This window comes from Stappia sp. (genome assembly GCF_048268045.1).
GTDB lineage: Bacteria > Pseudomonadota > Alphaproteobacteria > Rhizobiales > Stappiaceae > Stappia.
Window position 1 is genome coordinate 34,448 of sequence record NZ_JBLWWG010000007.1, and the last position, 16,021, is coordinate 50,468.

The window sequence follows — 16,021 nt, forward strand, 5'->3', positions numbered from 1 at the left end:
GGCGCAACCAAGCGGGAAAGTTCCTTACGCTATGTCCAATCGTTCGAGCCATCCGGTCGGTCCAAGCCACGGTCGTGACGCGCGCGCCGACGACGGCTTCGGCGGATTCGAAGAGGATCCGCTCGTCGAGCTGGCGCGCATCGTCAGCGAGGGCAACGCGAAGTTCCGCCCGGCGGCCGCGCCGGTCGAGCCGGAGCCGGAGATGGAGCCGCCTGTCGAGGCCGAGCCCCAGGACGTTCTGGTCGACCACGAGGCGTGGGCGCGTGATCTCGAGGAAGGGCTTGCGCGCGATCTCGGGGGCTATGCTCCCGAGCCTTCCCAGCCGGTTCCCGGCGAGCCTCTGGGCGACGGCTACGTCGAGGACGCCTATGCGGAAGAGGCCTACGCCGAAGACGTCTATGCCGAGGACGCCTACGCAAACGACGCTTATGCGCAAGGCCTTGGCGGCGATGCCGGTGGCGCAGCCGCTGCCTATCAGCCGGTCGCGCATGAGCCCGAGGCGGAGGCCGCCTATTACGACGAGCCTGTCCAGCCCGCGGACGGTGGCTATGAGCCCCGTTTCGAGGAGGGCTACGCCGAGACCTATGATTCGCCGCCGCCAGCCGCCGTCCCTCATGCGGCGGCGGACCCCTACGACACCGATTCGCGGGGCGGGGATCCTTATGACATCGATCCCCAGTACCTCGGCGACCCGCTGGAGGCTGGCGGATATGAGCCCGATGTGGCCGCGCAGTTCGAAACGACCGAATTCGCTGAAGACGAAGCCTTCGCACCGCAGCCGCAGCTGAGCGCGGACCACGCGCCGACGCAGGTGCCGCGTTCGCTGGCCGATGACCTTGCCGCGTCGCTTGAGAGCGAATTCCTTGGCTCACCCGTTGCCGCCCCCGCGCCGCCGGTCGAAGAGCCCCTTGAGGCCGGCGACTGGCCGCCGCAGGAGAGCTGGGACGAGGCGGCTGTCGAGGAGCCGCAGTGGCAGCAGCCAGGCGACGCCTATGCGGAACCGGCCTGGGACGATGCCCCGACCGACAGCGGCAACGACGATGATTTTCTGCTTGGAGCAGCCGATGCGTCGCCACATCACGCGGGCGCTGTCGCTGCCGGCGCTGTTGCCGCCGGCTCTCTCCGCCAGGGCGGTTACCAGTGGGCGCAGCCGCAGCAGCCGACTTATGACGATGAATTTCTCGATGGCGAGCCGGGCTTCGATCCCGAAGCGCCGCCGCCGCCGGGCGGTTACGATCTCGACGCGGTGGCGCAGGCCATGCGCGAGAGCGATCCGCATCTGGGCGGACATGGCGTTCTGCCACCGCATTCGGAGGCGGAGGAAGAGGCTGCTCCTGCCCGCAATTCACGGCGCGGCCTGGTGGTCGCGGGAGCGGTTCTCGGGATCGTCGTGCTGGGCGGCGGCGCCTTCGCACTTCTCGATTTCGGCGGAGACGATTTTGCCGGTCCGCCGCCGCTGATCGCCGCAGGCGATGAACCGTTGAAGGTCTATCCGGAAACCGACGACAAGGGCGCCTCGGGCCAGAGCAAGCTCATCTACGACCGCGTCGGCGGTGTGGACGCGAATGGCGAGGAGCGTCTCGTCCTGCCGGAGGACACGCCGGTTGCCTCGCTGCCGCCGGCCCCGACCAGCCAGGACACGAGCGGCGGGGAAACCTCGCTTCCCTCCGGGCCGCGCCGGGGGCGCACTGTGGTCGTGCGTCCCGACGGCACCATCATTTCCGCCGGCGACGACGCACCGGCGGCCTCCGGCGCCGATGGCGCCGCCGCGCCGCGCGTCTCGCAGAACGGCAATGCCCCGGCGAGCGATACGCCGCGGTCGGTCTCGACGCAGCCCATCGGCGGCACCGCCGCCAATGTCGGCACGGATCTTGGCGGCGCTGAAACCCGCACGCCGGGAGCGGTCAGCCCGATGCGCACGGGCTTTGGCACCGGCGACACTGTCTCCACGCCGTCGAACACCGCCGGTGCGACGCAGGCCGATGCGCCCGCCAACGTTCCGCGCGACAAGCCGGGCGACATCTCGACGCTCGCCGAGAACGCCGCGCCGCCGCCGGCAGCGCGGACGCAGGCTCCCGGGCGCGCCTCCACCGCGCCGCTCGACCTGACCGCCTCCAACGGGCAGGCGACACAGGCTCCTGCCCGCACGGCCGCTCCGGTGGCCACGGGCGCGGACAATATTCCGGCCGGAACCTATATCGTGCAGGTGTCCTCGCAGCGCACGCAGGAGCAGGCGCAGACTGCCTTCAACGATCTGCAACGCCGCTTCGGCACCGTGCTCGGAGGCGTCAATCCGGTGATCCAGCGCGCCGATCTGGGTGATCGCGGAACCTTCTACCGGGTGCGAATCCCCGCCGGCAGCCGCGACGAGGCGATCTCGCTGTGCGAGCGGCTGAAGACGGCCGGCGGCGACTGCTTCGTCCGCCGCAACTGACACGGGATGCAAGACGCCCCGACGGGGTAGCAGAACACGCCCGGCCCGCGCCTGAAAGCGCGGGCCGGGCGTCTTTCGTCGGCCCGCCGGCTTGCGCGAAGTGCGCGCGCGGGCAAACACTACTGACAGGAGGCCCGCAAGACGGGCCGTGAAGCGCGGGACTTTAGCGATGGCAAAGGCGTTCATCTGCGGCTGCGAGGGCACCGCGCTTTCGGGCGAGGAGCGGGCGTTCTTTGCTGCCGAGAGACCCTGGGGACTGATACTTTTCGCGCGCAACTGCTCCGATCCGCAGCAGATCCGCGATCTGGTGGCGGACTGGCGCGAGACTGTCGGCGATCCCGCGGCTCCGGTCCTTATCGACCAGGAAGGTGGTCGCGTGCGTCGCCTGCGACCGCCGTTGGTTGCCGATTACCCGGCGGGCGAGGTTTATGGCCGGCTGCTTGAGCGCGACCCGGCCGGCGGGCGGCGGATGGCCTATCTCGGCGGGCGGCTGATCGGCGCGGATCTGCATGACCTGGGCATCACGGTCGACTGTGCGCCGATCCTTGACGTGCCGACGCCGGTGACGAGCGACGTGATCGGCGATCGGGCCTATGGCACGACCCGCGAGACGATCATCGATGTTGGCCGCAAGATCGCCGAGGGGCTGCTTGCGGCGGGCGTCCTTCCGGTGATCAAGCACATGCCCGGCCACGGGCGGGCAACCGTCGACAGCCATCTGGAACTGCCGGTCGTCGATGCGCCGGCCGACGAGCTGCGACGGGTCGACTTCGCCCCCTTCAAGGCGCTCAGGGACATGCCGCTGGCGATGAGCGCCCATGTCGTCTTCACCGCCTTCGATCCCGACAATTGCGCCACCCAGTCGCGCACCATGATCGAGCTCATCCGCGACGAGATCGATTTCGACGGCGCGCTGATGGCCGACGACGTCTCGATGAAGGCGCTCGGCGGGGAGATGGGCGCGCGGGTGGAAAAACTGTTTGCCGCCGGCTGCGATCTTGCGCTTCACTGCAATGGCGAGCTTGAGGAAATGCGCGCCGTGGCGGCGGTCTCTCCGGAGCTTCATGGGGATGCGCTGCGGCGCTGCGCGGCGGCTCTCGCGCAGGTGAAAGCGCCGGTCGATGCGGATCTCGAGGCTTTGCGCGGCGAGTACGAGAGACTTCTTGCCGCTGCCACCGCGGTTGCCTGAACAGGCGTGACGATTGCCGAGGAGGCGGAGGTTCGGGCGAAGAGGGGCCGGGATTGCAGGATTCCTTTTTCGAAGAAGACACCCCGAAGGCGGCGGGCGGCGACGAACGCGCCCTGTCGGATCCCTCGCTCGTCGTCGATGTCGACGGCTTCGAGGGGCCGCTCGATCTGCTTTTGACGCTCGCACGCAAACAGAAGGTCGACCTCGCACGCATCTCCATCCTGGCGCTTGTCGAGCAGTATCTGGAGTTCGTCACCGAGGCCCGCCGTCTGCGGCTGGAACTCGCGGCCGACTATCTGGTCATGGCGGCGTGGCTCGCCTATCTGAAATCGCGTCTTCTCATTCCCGAACAGAAGGAGGAGGACGCGCTTTCGGGCGAGGAAATGGCGGCCGCGCTCGCCTTCCGCCTTCGCCGCCTGGAGGCGATGCGCGCGACGGCGGACAAGCTGATGGCGCGCAACCGGCTTGGGCGCGATGTTCATGCGCGCGGCCAGCCGGAGGCGATCCGCGTCGACCGTCGCAGCACCTTCGACGCCACGCTCTACGATCTGCTGATCGCCTATGCGGCGCAGCGTCAGCGCAGCTCGGTCACATCGGTTCACGTACGTCGGCGCACGGTCTGGTCGCTGCAGGAGGCGCGCGACCTTCTGACCAGGTTGATCGGCACACATCTGGACTGGGCTCCGCTGGATGCCTATCTGTCGCGCTATGTCGCCGATCGCGGGCAGGCGAGCACGGTAATCGCCAGCGCCTTTTCCGCAAGCCTTGAGATGGTGCGCGAGGGAGAGGTGGAAATACGCCAGTCGGAAGCCTTCGCGCCGATCTACCTGCGGCGGCTGCCGGGGGCGGGGGAGGTCGTCGAAGCCGCCCTCGATGCGGGCGGGTCTGACCTGAAGGACGGGAATGCCGTTGACTGACGAAAGCGATCTGGAAGGCCGGCTCGATCTGGAAGGCGGCGCGGCGCGGGTGCCGGAGGCGGCGCTGCGCATGGCCGAGGCGCTACTGTTTGCGTCGCGGGAGCTGCTGAGCGAAGGCGAGATCGCCGCGCGCCTGCCGTCGGGAACGGATGTGCCGGCAGTGCTGGAGACGCTGCGCTCTCATTACGCGATGCGCGGCGTCAATCTGGTGCGAGTGGCGGAGAAATGGGCCTTTCGCACGGCGGAGGATCTGTCCTGGCTTCTGGCGCGCGAGCAGGTGGAGCAGCGCAAACTCTCGCGCGCGGCGCTGGAAACGCTGGCCATCATCGCCTATCACCAGCCGGTGACACGCGCGGAGATCGAGGAGATCCGCGGCGTGTCCACGTCGAAGGGAACGCTCGACGTGCTCATGGAGACGGGTTGGATCCGCATGCGCGGTCGGCGCAGGACACCGGGTCGGCCCGTGACCTATGGCACCACAGACGCGTTCCTCGAGCACTTCATGCTGGCGTCCGTGCAGGATCTGCCGGGCCTTGAGGAACTCAAGGGCTCGGGCCTGCTGGACAGCGCCGTGCCCGCCGGCTTCCTGGTTCCGGTGCCGGACGATTCGTCCGAGCTTCGCGACGAGGAGGATCCGCTCGACGTGGATGAACTCTTCGACTTCGCGTCGGACAATGACGAGCAGACAGATGACAGCAGCCGCTAGACTTCCCGTTGCCGCCACCCCTGACAATGCCTGGGGGCAGCGCGGCACGGCGGGCACGACCTTCGCCGCGCGCCTTTCCTTCGAGGCGGTGAGCCGCGACTTCGATGGCGTGCAGGCGGTGAAATCCGTGTCGCTTTCCGTCGAGCCCGGAGAGGTGCTGTGCCTGCTCGGTCATTCGGGCTGCGGCAAGACGACCCTGCTGCGGATCGCCGCCGGCGTCGAGCGCCAGACGCTGGGGCGGGTGCTCATCAACGAGCGGGAGGTTGCGGGGCCGGATATCTTCCTGCCGCCGGAGCGGCGCGGCGTCGGCCTGATGTTTCAGGACTATGCGCTGTTCCCGCATCTGACCATCGGCGAGAACGTGGCCTTCGGGCTGACCCACCTGGCCAAGTCCGAGGCGCGGCAGACGGCGCTGCGGGCGCTTGAGCGCGTTGGCCTGGAGACCTATGCCGACGATTATCCGCATGCGCTTTCGGGCGGTGAGCAGCAGCGCGTGGCGCTGGCGCGCGCCATCGCGCCGCGTCCGGGGGTGCTGCTGATGGATGAACCGTTTTCCGGCCTCGACCGGCGGCTGAGGGATGCGGTGCGCGACGAGACCCTGTCGGTGCTGCGCGAGACGCGGGCGACCTGTATGCTGGTCACCCATGATCCGGAGGAGGCGCTGCGCATGGGCGACCGCATCGCGCTGATGCGCCGCGGCCGACTGGTGCAGCTCGGCAGCGGCGATGCGCTGTACAACCATCCCGTGGACCTCTTCGCCGCGCGCTTCTTTTCCGAGCTCAACGAGTTGAGCGGCGTTGCCGGCGACGGCGAGGTGGAAACCGCCTTCGGCCGGTTCCCGGCGGAGGGAATCGCCGCCGGCATGAAGGTCGACGTTTGCGTTCGGCCTCAGGGAATCATTCTCGGCGAGCCGGGCGAGGGGCTCGACGGGCGGGTCCTGCGGCGCCGGTTCATCGGCGAGGTGGACTTGGTGGAAATCGCGATACCCGGCAGCGACCGGCCCTTGCAGGCCCGGCTGCGCGACGGTGGGCGCTTTGCCATCGGCACGGATGTTGGCGTGCGCCTCGATCCGCGCGATATTCTTGCCTTTCCGTGCGAGGCGGAACAGGAGTAGGGTCTGCCCCGCTGCCGGCATCGGCCGGTTGCGGTTGACTGCGCTTTGTTGCAATAGTGCCGCGCCGGTGCGTGTGCACCGGAAGGACGAGGGAGTTGGCGTATGGGTATCAGCATGTGGCAGATCCTGATCATCGCGGTGATCGTGGTTCTGCTGTTCGGTCGCGGCAAGATTTCCGAACTCATGGGCGACGTCGCCAAGGGCATCAACAGCTTCAAGAAGGGGCTTAACGAGCCTGACGACGAGCCGGAAAAGACGAGCAGCAAGACGATCGATCACAAGGCCGAAGAGACCGTCGTCTCGAACAAGTCCGAGGACAAGTCGAACGCCGGCTGAGGCCGACGCGCCGACCATGACCGGAATCGGCGTGACGCAAGGCCATGCGGCCCGCGCGTCGCGCCGGGTCGCATGGCGCCACCGTTCTTCCTGACGTGCGGGGCCCGACATTCGGTGCCGCCTCGCGCGAAAGGGGATGGGGCAGGGGCCTGAACCCTCGAACGTGGAAGACGAACCGCAATGTTCGATATCGGCTGGACGGAACTGCTTGTGGTTGCCGTCGTCATGATCCTGGTGGTGGGTCCCAAGGACCTGCCGCGCATGCTGCGCACCTTTGGCCAGACGCTTGGCAAGGTGCGGCGCATGGCGAATGATTTTCAGTCGACCTTCAACGATGCGCTGCGCGAGGCGGAGAAGCAGGCCGATATCTCCGACATGAAGGCGGCGGCCGAGAAGGCTGCCAACTTCGATCCGCTTGGCGACATCACCAAAGCCTATCCGCAGAAGCACGCCGGCGCCGCCGCCAAGGCGCAGGCCGCCAGCCAGACAACGCCGGCCGCCTCCGACGACGCACCGGCGGCGGGAGCGCCTGATCCTGCTCCCGAGCCGGTGGCCGACCCCGACAAGACCGCCGGGCAGACGACAGCCGGCAAGGGCGATACAGCATGAGCCAGGACGATATCGAAGCTTCCAAGGCGCCGCTGATCGAGCACCTGATCGAACTGCGCAGCCGTCTCTTGAAGACGGTGGTGGCGGTTATCGTCGCCTTCATCGTCTGCTTCTACTTCTCCAAGGACATCTACAACATTCTCGTCATTCCCTACGAGAATGCGGCCGGTCATCCGGTGGAGATGATCTTCACGGCGCCGCAGGAACTGTTCTTCACCCAGCTCAAGCTCGCCTTCTTCGGAGCGCTGTTCATCGCGTTTCCGGTGATCGCGAGCCAGGTCTACATGTTCATGGCGCCAGGGCTCTACAAGCACGAGCGGCATGCGTTTGTGCCGTTCCTGGTGGCGACGCCGATCCTCTTCGCCATGGGAGCTGCGCTTGTCTTCTTCATGGTCATGCCACTGGCGATGGGCTTCTTCCTGTCGATGGAGCAGGACGGAACCGGAGGGCAGGCCAAGATCCAGCTGATGGCGCGGGTGAGCGAATACCTCGGCCTGATCATGACGCTGATCTTCGCCTTCGGCCTGGTCTTCCAGTTGCCGGTTCTGCTCACGTTGCTCGGCCGGGCTGGCATCGTCACGGCGTCGGGCCTGAGGTCGAAGCGCAAATATGCCATCGTCGTCGCCTTCGTCGTGGCGGCGGTGCTCACGCCGCCCGATCCGATCAGCCAGATCGGTCTTGCACTTCCCACACTGCTTCTCTACGAAGTGTCCATCCTTTGCGTCAGGATGGTCGAGAAGAAACGGGCCGAACGGGAGGCTGCCGAGGCGGACGCCTGAGCCGGCCGCATCGGTCGGCCGCAGGCCGCTCCCGCCTCTTCGGGCCACCGGGCGCCCACCGGCCGACATCCCGGGGTTTTTCATGTTCGATATCAAATGGATCCGCGACAACGCCGCGGCTTTCGATCTTGCCATGGCACGGCGCGGGCTCGGCCCGCAGGCCGAACGCCTCGTTGCCATCGATGACCGCCGCCGGTCGCTCGTCTCCGACCTGCAGCAGGCGCAGGAGCGGCGCAATGCCGCCTCCAAGGAGATCGGCAAGGCCAAGGCGTCGGGCGATGAGGCTGCCGCGAAAGCGGTGATCGAGGAGGTCGCCAAGCTCAAGACCGCGATCCAGGACGGCGAGGAAGCCGAACGCGCGATCTCGGCCGAGCTTCAGGACGCACTGAGCGTGCTGCCGAACATGCCCCATGACGATGTGCCGGAGGGCGCGGACGAGAGCAGCAACGTCGAGCTGCGCCGCGTCGGGACGCCCCCCGTGCTCGACTTCGAGGCGAAGGAGCATTTCGAGATCTCCGGCATTCAGTCGGGTCTTGCCTTCGAGCGCGCGGCACGCATGTCGGGCTCGCGCTTCGTCCTGCTACAGGGACAACTGGCGAGGCTGGAGCGGGCGCTCGGGCAGTTCATGATCGACCTGCAGACCGGCGAGCACGGCTACATGGAAGTCTCGCCGCCTCTGCTGGTGCGCGACGAGGCGCTCTTCGGCACCTCGCAGCTGCCGAAGTTCGCCGAGGACCTGTTCAAGACCACGGACGGGCGCTGGCTGATCCCAACGGCGGAAGTGCCGCTGACCAACATGGTGGCGGGCGAAACGCTCGACGAGGCGGCGCTGCCGATGCGCGTCACCGCGCTGACGCCGTGTTTCCGCTCGGAGGCCGGGTCGGCCGGCCGCGACGTGCGCGGCATGTTGCGCCAGCACCAGTTCTGGAAGTGCGAGCTCGTGTCGGTGACGACGCCGGAGCAGTCGGCGGCCGAGCTGGAGCGGATGACGGCCTGCGCCGAGGAGGTGCTCAAGCGTCTCGGCCTTGCCTATCGCGTGATGGCGCTGTGCACCGGCGACATGGGCTTTGGCGCGCGCAGGACCTACGACATCGAGGTCTGGCTGCCGGGGCAGGACAGCTTCCGTGAGATCTCGAGCTGTTCGGTCTGCGATGACTTCCAGGCACGGCGGATGAACGCCCGCTATCGGCCCAACGGCGAGAAGGGGCTGCGCCATGTGCACACGCTCAACGGATCGGGCATCGCCGTCGGGCGGGCGCTGATCGCTGTCCTCGAGAACTACCAGAACGCCGACGGCAGCGTGACCGTGCCTGAGGCCCTCAGGCCCTATATGGGCGGTCTTTCCAAGATCGGAGCTGCTTGATGCGCATTCTGCTGACCAATGACGACGGAATCCATGCGGATGGATTCGCCGCGCTGGAGCGCATCGCGCGTGAGCTATCGTCCGACGTGTGGGTGGTCGCGCCCGAGACCGACCAGTCGGGTGTCGCCCACTCGCTGACGCTGCACGACCCGCTGCGGGTGCGCGAACTCGGCGAGAAGCGCTATTCGGTGCGCGGCACGCCGACCGACTGCGTCATCATGGGTGTGCGGGAGGTCATGAAGGAGCGCCCGGACCTGATCCTGTCCGGTGTCAACCGAGGCCAGAACGCCGCCGACGACGTCACCTATTCCGGTACCATCGCCGGCGCCATGGAAGGCACGCTGATGGGCATCCGCTCCATCGCCCTGTCCCAGGCCTTCGGTTGGGCGCCGGGTGTCGCGCCGAGCTACCGCACGGCGGAGGCACATGCGCCGGCGCTGATCGACAAGCTGCTGCACTTCCCGTTTCCGCCTGACACGCTGCTCAATCTCAACTTCCCGAACTGCGAGGCAGAGGCCGTGCAGGGCGTGCAGGTAACGCGACAGGGCAAGCGCAAGGTCAGCGAACTCGCGGTCGAGGGGCGCAGGGACGGGCGCGGCGTGCCCTACTACTGGCTTGGTTTCCGAAACGAGAAGGAAGAGCCTGAGCACGAGACGGATCTTGCGGCGCTCGAGGCGAACCTTATCTCGGTGACGCCGCTGAAGCTCGACCTGACGGCACACGAGGTCCTGGGCGATCTTCGCCGCGTGCTCGGCTGAGCGACATGCGAAACGCCGGCGTTCGGAAACCGACGCCGGCGACGGGGAGGGCGCCTTGAGCGGGGCTGACGAGGAAGGCGGCATGAGCAGGATTTCGCCGGACGCGGCGGTCGAGGCCGACCGCGAGGCGACGGCCGCCCTGATCCTGAAGCTGCGCCAGGCCGGCATCCGCAATCAGCGGCTCCTGTCGGCGCTGGAGCGGGTGCCGCGACGGCTGTTCCTGCCGGCCAATCATCAGCGCCACGCCGCCGAGGATACGGCTCTTCCCATCGAATGCGGTCAGACCATCTCGCAGCCGAGCCTTGTCGCCTTGATGACGGAGGCGCTCGACCTGTCGCCGAAGCATCGGGTGCTCGAGATCGGCACCGGATCGGGCTATCAGGCGGCGATCCTCGGTCTGATGGCTGGCGAGGTGCATACGGTCGAACGTTATCGCACGCTGGTGGACCTTGCCCGAGAGCGGCTCCACGCCCTCAAGATCACGACGGTCTCCGTCCATCATGGCGACGGGCTGGAGGGGCTTGCAGAAGAGGGGCCCTTCGATCGCATCGTGCTGACGGCGGCGGGCCCTGAGGTTCCTTCCGAACTCTTGAACCAGCTCGCACCCGGCGGCTTCCTGATGATGCCGCTCGGCGGCAAGGGAGCCTTGCAAGACCTCGTCATCGCCGAGCGGCTCGGCCAGGAAGTCAGGATGCGGACGCTGGCGCGCGTGCGGTTCGTGCCGCTCGTCGAAGGGGTCGCGAGCCGCCTGTGACGGCGCATTTTCCGTAGCGCTCGCAAACATGGTTTACGGCAAAACACGCCCGCTTAAGTCTTTATCAACGTTACCGGGATTTAATCACACTCAACGACGTTGGGTGTCTTAGGTCCGAGTAGCGCCATGTCCATGCAGTATTCACGTTTGTCTGCCCGTATGCTCGCGCAAACCGCCACGGTGGTTCTCGTGGCCGCTCTTGCGGCGGCTTGCAGCGGCGGTGTCGAACGTTTCGAAGATCCAATTTTCACCGGAAACACCGCGAACCAGCGCAGCATGCTGGGCGGCAAGCCGGTCAGCCAGCCGACGTTCGACGCGATCGCGGCCGGGCCGATGAAGAACGGCAAGGTCGAGCGCGCCGAGCTGCCGCCGGCCTCCGGCGCTTCCGAGCGTATCTCGACCGGGTCGATCCCGTCGCGGTCGAAGCCAAGCACGCCGTCGCAAACCTATTCCTCCGTGCCTGTTCCCAGGTCCGAGCCGCGTGTCGCCACGCTGCCGGCGCCGGAAGCCGCGTCTTCCTCCGCCGTGACCGGCGAAGCGCCGCGCTCTGTTCGTGGCTGGAGCACCGCCGGTGCGACGCAGGTCAGCGCAAGGGCGGGCGACACGGTCAACAGCGTCTCGCGGCGCTTCGGCATTCCGCCGCACGTCCTGGCCGACATCAACGGGGTCTCCGCCGATGCGACCTTCCCGGCCGGACGGCGGGTGACGATCCCGACCTATGTCTACGGCTCTGGCACCACCAAGACGGCTGCGAGCCAGCCAGTCCGTCTGCCGCCCTCGGGCGGCGCGCCGAGCGTGACCGGCTCGATCCCGAGTTCCAGCGTCGCCGCAGCGCCCAAGCCGCACGCCAAGCCGGGGGTGCGTGTCGCATCCCTGTCGACACCGCAGGGGACCGCCCGGCCGACGATGAGCGATGCGCCCGTGCCGGGTGCCGCTGCTCATCCCAAGCGCAAGCCGACTGTTTCCTCGGCACGTCCGCCCGCCGCCAGCACGCCCAAGACGGAGCAGGTGGCGCGTGTCGAGACCGCGCCGGAGCGTCCGCTTGGCGTCGAGAAGCAGCGCGAGACAAGCGGCGACCGCCGCTTCCGTTGGCCGGCCAAGGGGCGGATCATCTCCGACTTCGGGACCAAGCCCGGCGGCACACGCAACGACGGAATCAATCTCGCTCTTCCCGAGGGCGCGGACATCAAGGCCGTCGAGGACGGCACGGTGATCTACTCGGGCAACGAGCTGAAGGGCTATGGCAACCTGGTTCTGGTGCGCCACGACGACGGCTGGGTCTCCGCCTATGCCCATGCAAGCGAACTCCTGGTCAAGCGCGGCGAGACCGTGCGTCGCGGCCAGACGGTCGCCAAGGTTGGCGCCACGGGGTCGGTCACCCAGCCGCAGCTTCACTTCGAGCTGCGCAAGGGCAACAAGCCGGTCGATCCCATGCAGTATCTGGCAAGTCTCTGACGCCACTGGGTTCCCGCGTGCGGTCATGAACCGCCCGCGGCTTGAGGTAAGAGAATGGGGCGGGCACCTTCGGGTGCCCGTCCGCGTTTTGGGCTTTTCCACAGTTGGTATGGGCCAAGGTGGGCCTGTTTCTTATAATCGTCACCCGCAAGGGGGAGAGGCGCTTGACTTGCACGGCGGCGCGCCGTAAATCACCGCCACTCCCGGCGACCAAGTGTCGCCAAGAGGCCAAGCGGGTGTAGCTCAGTTGGTTAGAGTGCCGGCCTGTCACGCCGGAGGTCGCGGGTTCGAGCCCCGTCACTCGCGCCACTTGCCTCTTTACTATCGGGAGTCGTCCATCGGACGAGCAAGGCGAGCGGGTGTAGCTCAGTTGGTTAGAGTGCCGGCCTGTCACGCCGGAGGTCGCGGGTTCGAGCCCCGTCACTCGCGCCACTCGCCTTTCGCTCGCCGGGGCACGGGCCTTTCCAGGACATCGTGAGCTTCACCGCACGCCGCCCTCCCGGGCGTTGCGTTCCGCTCGAGCGGGTCGCCAGGTCCCTTTCGGTCGCGCCTGGGCTGTGGATCCGCGTCGATGCGGTCCGCCCGCGCCCGGATTTCGCTCCAATTCATTGCTTGGCTTGCCGCCGACGACGATCCCGCAATTCGGAGACGGCACGTGCCTCACCTGACGACCGCTACGCTTCCCCTGTCCGCCCTTGCTCTCCTTCTCGGCGCCGGTGCGCCGGCGCTTGCCGCCGCGCAGTGCACGATCGTGATCGATTCGAGGGGTGGGGTCGCGTTGATGGAGACGGGCGACTGCCAGAGGCAGGTGACCCCGGCCTCGACCTTCAAGGTGCCGCTTGCCGCCATCGCCCATGAGGAGGGCATTGTCACTGGCCTGCACGCGCCGGTGTGGACCTGGCGCAAGGGCGAAGTCGCCTGGGGCGGCGATGCGTGGCGCGGCGATATCGATCCGCAGACATGGCTCGACCGCTCGGTGGTCTGGTACTCGCAGCGCATCGCCCGTGAGCTCGGGCAGGACAGGCTGACCAAGCTGACGCGCCGCATCGGATTCGGCAATGCGGACTTCTCCGGTGATCCAGGGCAGAACAACGGGCTTGAGCGGGCCTGGATCGCCTCGTCACTGCTCGTGTCGCCCCATGAGCAAGCGGTGTTCCTGACCCGGCTGCTGGCCCGCGATCTGCCGCTCACGGATGCTTCCATGGCACTCGTCGAGGACGCCATGCCGCAGTTTGCGGCGGCGGACGGCTGGACACTCCACGGCAAGACCGGCGGCGCCTATCCGCGCAAGGCCGACGGTTCCTTTGATCGGACGCGCGGCTGGGGCTGGTTTGTCGGCTGGGCGGAGCGTGGCGCGGGCGACAGTGCCGAGCGACTGGTGTTCGTGCGGATGATCCAGGAAGAGAACGGTGCCAAGGGCTCACCGGGCAAGCGGGTGCAGGCGCGCTTCGTCAAGGAATGGCCGGCTCTTGCCCGTCAGGCGAAAGAGCGGCCCCCAGCGCGGTAACCGGCGACGGCAAGGGACGGTTCACGCGCGCGGGCTGAGTCGGCTTGCGGCCAGGGCAGGGGCTGCTTGCGTCGGTATCAGGGTGCTCGCTGTGCCGCCTGTGCGAAAAAGCGCCGCATGACCGGCATGTGCCGTCACCGCCGGCGCAGCGCTTTGGGTCCCACGACGAGGCGCAATCCGCCGCGTCATGCGGGAAAGAGCGCCGCCGGCGCTTTGCGATTGATCCCCCGGCGCTTTCGCATGTGCGAGAACGCTGCGGGCATTCCGCGGTCGTCGGGCTTGCGTTGCGATGTGGCGTGGGCTAAGCGTGCGCGGTATGGGCATTCGACGATCACGTCCTCTCACGTGGCATCGTCGACTTCGCCGGGATCCAGTCCGAAGCCGAAAAGGCAGGGGCCGCGCATTCCGGCGGTACGCGCCATGCCTGCCCGCTCGCCGGGCGCATGGTCACGGGCGCAAGGATACGTTTGGACATGGAAGAGCTGCTCAGAGACTACGTGCCGATCCTGGTTTTTCTCGGCGTGTCGCTGGTCATTGGTCTGGCGCTTTTGATCTCGCCGTTTCTTCTTGCCTACCAGAATCCGGATTCGGAGAAGCTCTCGGCCTACGAGTGCGGCTTCAACGCCTTCGACGATGCACGCATGAAGTTCGACATCCGGTTCTATCTGGTGGCGATTCTCTTCATCATCTTCGACCTTGAGGTCGCCTTCCTGTTTCCCTGGGCCGTCTCGTTCGGCGATCTGGGCTGGTACGGGTTCGGCTCGATGATGGTGTTCCTCGGCGTGCTGACGGTCGGCTTCATCTACGAATGGAAGAAGGGGGCACTGGAATGGGACTGACGTCGAGCGAGCCGCTCGTTGCCCAGGCTCCGAAGGGCATTATCGATCCGGCGACCGGCAAGCCGGTCGGATCGAACGACCCGTTTTTTCTCGAGCTCAACGATGAGCTCTCCGACAAGGGTTTCGTCGTCACGGCGGCGGACAATCTGATCCAGTGGGCGCGCACCGGCTCGCTCATGTGGATGACGTTCGGTCTCGCGTGCTGCGCGGTCGAGATGATGCAGATGTCCATGCCCCGTTACGACGCCGAGCGCTTCGGGTTCGCGCCGCGCGCCTCTCCGCGCCAGTCGGACGTGATGATCGTCGCCGGCACGCTGACCAACAAGATGGCTCCGGCCCTGCGCAAGGTCTATGACCAGATGCCAGAGCCACGCTATGTCATCTCGATGGGATCCTGCGCCAACGGCGGCGGCTACTATCACTATTCCTACTCGGTGGTGCGCGGTTGTGATCGCGTCGTCCCGGTGGACATCTACGTGCCGGGCTGCCCGCCGACCGCGGAGGCGCTGCTCTATGGCGTTATGATGCTTCAGAAGAAGATCAGACGCGTCGGCACGATCGAGCGCTGAGCCGGACGCAAGTCTGGCGGTGCAGGGGCCGGGCCTGAAAGGGTCGGGCCCGGCGACAGGACGGATCGGTACAGAACGGATCGGTGTGATGGACGAAACGCTCGCTGAACTCGGCGAACACATCAAGGCGGCGCTTGGCGACGCTGTCGAGGGCTACAAGGTCGCCTACGGCGAGCTGACGCTCGTGGCGCGCGCCTCCGACATCGTGCAGGTCGTGCGCTTCCTGCGCGACGACACGAGCTGCCAGTTCGTCAACCTGACCGACATTTGCGGTGTCGACTGGCCCGAGCGCGATCAGCGCTTCGATGTCGTCTATCACTTCATGTCGCCGAAGCAGAACCTGCGCATCCGCGTCAAGGTCAGCGCCGACGAGGACACGGCGGTGCCGTCGATCATCGACGTGTTCGCCGGATCGGAATGGTTCGAGCGCGAGACCTACGACATGTACGGCGTGCTCTTTTCCTCGCATCCGGACCTGCGCCGGCTGCTGACGGACTATGGCTTCGACGGACATCCGCTGCGCAAGGACTTTCCGCTGACCGGCTATGTCGAAGTCCGCTACGACGACGAGAAGAAGCGGGTGGTCTATGAGCCGGTCCGGCTCAACCAGGAATTCCGCGACTTCGACTTCATGTCGCCCTGGGAGGGTGCGGAGTACATCCTTCCCGGCGACGAGAAGGCAAGCTGAGGTG

16 protein-coding genes and 2 tRNA genes are annotated in these 16,021 nt (G+C 67.0%); all 18 read left to right on the forward strand.

Annotation, left to right across the window (positions count from 1 at the left end; all coding sequences use genetic code 11):
• The first annotated feature begins 31 nt into the window (after nucleotides 1-31).
• The 18 genes from ACN0WF_RS12515 to ACN0WF_RS12600 all read left to right on the forward strand — a co-directional run bounded on the left by ACN0WF_RS12515 (nucleotide 32) and on the right by ACN0WF_RS12600 (nucleotide 16,017).
• Nucleotides 32-2,434: an SPOR domain-containing protein gene (locus ACN0WF_RS12515; RefSeq protein WP_417773160.1), complete on the forward strand. Its 2,403-nt coding sequence runs from the start codon at nucleotides 32-34 to the stop codon at nucleotides 2,432-2,434.
• Between the two features lie 169 nt (nucleotides 2,435-2,603).
• Entirely contained in the window at nucleotides 2,604-3,623 is a 1,020-nt protein-coding gene (gene nagZ / locus ACN0WF_RS12520) for a beta-N-acetylhexosaminidase (protein ID WP_417773161.1), read from the forward strand.
• Nucleotides 3,624-3,676: 53 nt separating this feature from the next.
• Nucleotides 3,677-4,540 (forward strand): segregation and condensation protein A, encoded by an 864-nt coding sequence (locus ACN0WF_RS12525; RefSeq protein ID WP_417773162.1) that lies wholly within the window; start codon nucleotides 3,677-3,679, stop codon nucleotides 4,538-4,540.
• Nucleotides 4,533-5,246, forward strand: a complete 714-nt coding sequence (gene scpB, locus ACN0WF_RS12530; protein WP_417773163.1) for an SMC-Scp complex subunit ScpB — start codon at nucleotides 4,533-4,535, stop codon at nucleotides 5,244-5,246. Before ACN0WF_RS12525 ends, scpB begins: the two co-directional genes overlap by 8 nt.
• Nucleotides 5,230-6,360 (forward strand): ABC transporter ATP-binding protein, encoded by a 1,131-nt coding sequence (locus ACN0WF_RS12535; RefSeq protein ID WP_417773164.1) that lies wholly within the window; start codon nucleotides 5,230-5,232, stop codon nucleotides 6,358-6,360. Before scpB ends, ACN0WF_RS12535 begins: the two co-directional genes overlap by 17 nt.
• A 102-nt stretch (nucleotides 6,361-6,462) precedes the next feature.
• Complete coding sequence (locus tag ACN0WF_RS12540) at nucleotides 6,463-6,696, forward strand: twin-arginine translocase TatA/TatE family subunit (protein ID WP_417773165.1); 234 nt, start codon at nucleotides 6,463-6,465, stop codon at nucleotides 6,694-6,696.
• Nucleotides 6,697-6,876: 180 nt separating this feature from the next.
• Nucleotides 6,877-7,305 (forward strand): Sec-independent protein translocase protein TatB, encoded by a 429-nt coding sequence (gene tatB, locus ACN0WF_RS12545; RefSeq protein ID WP_417773166.1) that lies wholly within the window; start codon nucleotides 6,877-6,879, stop codon nucleotides 7,303-7,305.
• Nucleotides 7,302-8,084 (forward strand): twin-arginine translocase subunit TatC, encoded by a 783-nt coding sequence (gene tatC / locus ACN0WF_RS12550; protein ID WP_417773167.1) that lies wholly within the window; start codon nucleotides 7,302-7,304, stop codon nucleotides 8,082-8,084. Before tatB ends, tatC begins: the two co-directional genes overlap by 4 nt.
• Nucleotides 8,085-8,166: 82 nt before the next feature.
• A complete protein-coding gene (serS, locus tag ACN0WF_RS12555; protein ID WP_417773168.1) occupies nucleotides 8,167-9,447 on the forward strand; it encodes a serine--tRNA ligase in 1,281 nt (426 codons plus the stop codon).
• The gene (gene surE, locus ACN0WF_RS12560) at nucleotides 9,447-10,205 is read left to right on the forward strand and encodes a 5'/3'-nucleotidase SurE (protein WP_417773169.1); all 759 of its coding nucleotides are present in this window, start codon (nucleotides 9,447-9,449) and stop codon (nucleotides 10,203-10,205) included. The genes serS and surE overlap by 1 nt, the downstream gene beginning before the upstream one ends.
• An 82-nt stretch (nucleotides 10,206-10,287) precedes the next feature.
• On the forward strand, nucleotides 10,288-10,959 hold the full coding sequence (locus tag ACN0WF_RS12565; RefSeq protein WP_417773170.1) for a protein-L-isoaspartate(D-aspartate) O-methyltransferase: 672 nt from the start codon (nucleotides 10,288-10,290) through the stop codon (nucleotides 10,957-10,959).
• Between the two features lie 126 nt (nucleotides 10,960-11,085).
• Nucleotides 11,086-12,414: a peptidoglycan DD-metalloendopeptidase family protein gene (locus tag ACN0WF_RS12570; protein WP_417773171.1), complete on the forward strand. Its 1,329-nt coding sequence runs from the start codon at nucleotides 11,086-11,088 to the stop codon at nucleotides 12,412-12,414.
• 232 nt (nucleotides 12,415-12,646) lie between these two features.
• Nucleotides 12,647-12,723 (forward strand) — tRNA-Asp (locus ACN0WF_RS12575).
• Nucleotides 12,724-12,769: 46 nt separating this feature from the next.
• Nucleotides 12,770-12,846 (forward strand) — tRNA-Asp (locus ACN0WF_RS12580).
• 223 nt (nucleotides 12,847-13,069) lie between these two features.
• Nucleotides 13,070-13,921, forward strand: coding sequence for a penicillin-binding transpeptidase domain-containing protein (locus ACN0WF_RS12585; RefSeq protein WP_417773172.1), 852 nt, complete (start codon nucleotides 13,070-13,072; stop codon nucleotides 13,919-13,921).
• 473 nt (nucleotides 13,922-14,394) lie between these two features.
• Nucleotides 14,395-14,760, forward strand: coding sequence for an NADH-quinone oxidoreductase subunit A (locus tag ACN0WF_RS12590; protein ID WP_417773173.1), 366 nt, complete (start codon nucleotides 14,395-14,397; stop codon nucleotides 14,758-14,760).
• Complete coding sequence (locus ACN0WF_RS12595) at nucleotides 14,751-15,329, forward strand: NuoB/complex I 20 kDa subunit family protein (RefSeq protein ID WP_417773174.1); 579 nt, start codon at nucleotides 14,751-14,753, stop codon at nucleotides 15,327-15,329. Before ACN0WF_RS12590 ends, ACN0WF_RS12595 begins: the two co-directional genes overlap by 10 nt.
• 88 nt (nucleotides 15,330-15,417) lie before the next feature.
• Entirely contained in the window at nucleotides 15,418-16,017 is a 600-nt protein-coding gene (locus ACN0WF_RS12600; RefSeq protein ID WP_417773175.1) for an NADH-quinone oxidoreductase subunit C, read from the forward strand.
• Nucleotides 16,018-16,021 lie beyond the last annotated feature (4 nt).

Bases quoted from the DNA above. Each gene is read 5' to 3' on its own strand.
- ACN0WF_RS12570 (WP_417773171.1), top strand. From the start codon at position 11,086: ATGTCCATGCAGTATTCACGTTTGTCTGCCCGTATGCTCGCGCAAACC.
- ACN0WF_RS12540 (WP_417773165.1), top strand. From the start codon at position 6,463: ATGGGTATCAGCATGTGGCAGATCCTGATCATCGCGGTGATCGTGGTT.
- surE (WP_417773169.1), top strand. From the start codon at position 9,447: ATGCGCATTCTGCTGACCAATGACGACGGAATCCATGCGGATGGATTC.
- ACN0WF_RS12535 (WP_417773164.1), top strand. From the start codon at position 5,230: ATGACAGCAGCCGCTAGACTTCCCGTTGCCGCCACCCCTGACAATGCC.
- nagZ (WP_417773161.1), top strand. From the start codon at position 2,604: ATGGCAAAGGCGTTCATCTGCGGCTGCGAGGGCACCGCGCTTTCGGGC.
- ACN0WF_RS12590 (WP_417773173.1), top strand. From the start codon at position 14,395: ATGGAAGAGCTGCTCAGAGACTACGTGCCGATCCTGGTTTTTCTCGGC.
- tatB (WP_417773166.1), top strand. From the start codon at position 6,877: ATGTTCGATATCGGCTGGACGGAACTGCTTGTGGTTGCCGTCGTCATG.
- tatC (WP_417773167.1), top strand. From the start codon at position 7,302: ATGAGCCAGGACGATATCGAAGCTTCCAAGGCGCCGCTGATCGAGCAC.
- ACN0WF_RS12515 (WP_417773160.1), top strand. From the start codon at position 32: ATGTCCAATCGTTCGAGCCATCCGGTCGGTCCAAGCCACGGTCGTGAC.
- serS (WP_417773168.1), top strand. From the start codon at position 8,167: ATGTTCGATATCAAATGGATCCGCGACAACGCCGCGGCTTTCGATCTT.
- ACN0WF_RS12565 (WP_417773170.1), top strand. From the start codon at position 10,288: ATGAGCAGGATTTCGCCGGACGCGGCGGTCGAGGCCGACCGCGAGGCG.
- ACN0WF_RS12600 (WP_417773175.1), top strand. From the start codon at position 15,418: ATGGACGAAACGCTCGCTGAACTCGGCGAACACATCAAGGCGGCGCTT.
- ACN0WF_RS12595 (WP_417773174.1), top strand. From the start codon at position 14,751: ATGGGACTGACGTCGAGCGAGCCGCTCGTTGCCCAGGCTCCGAAGGGC.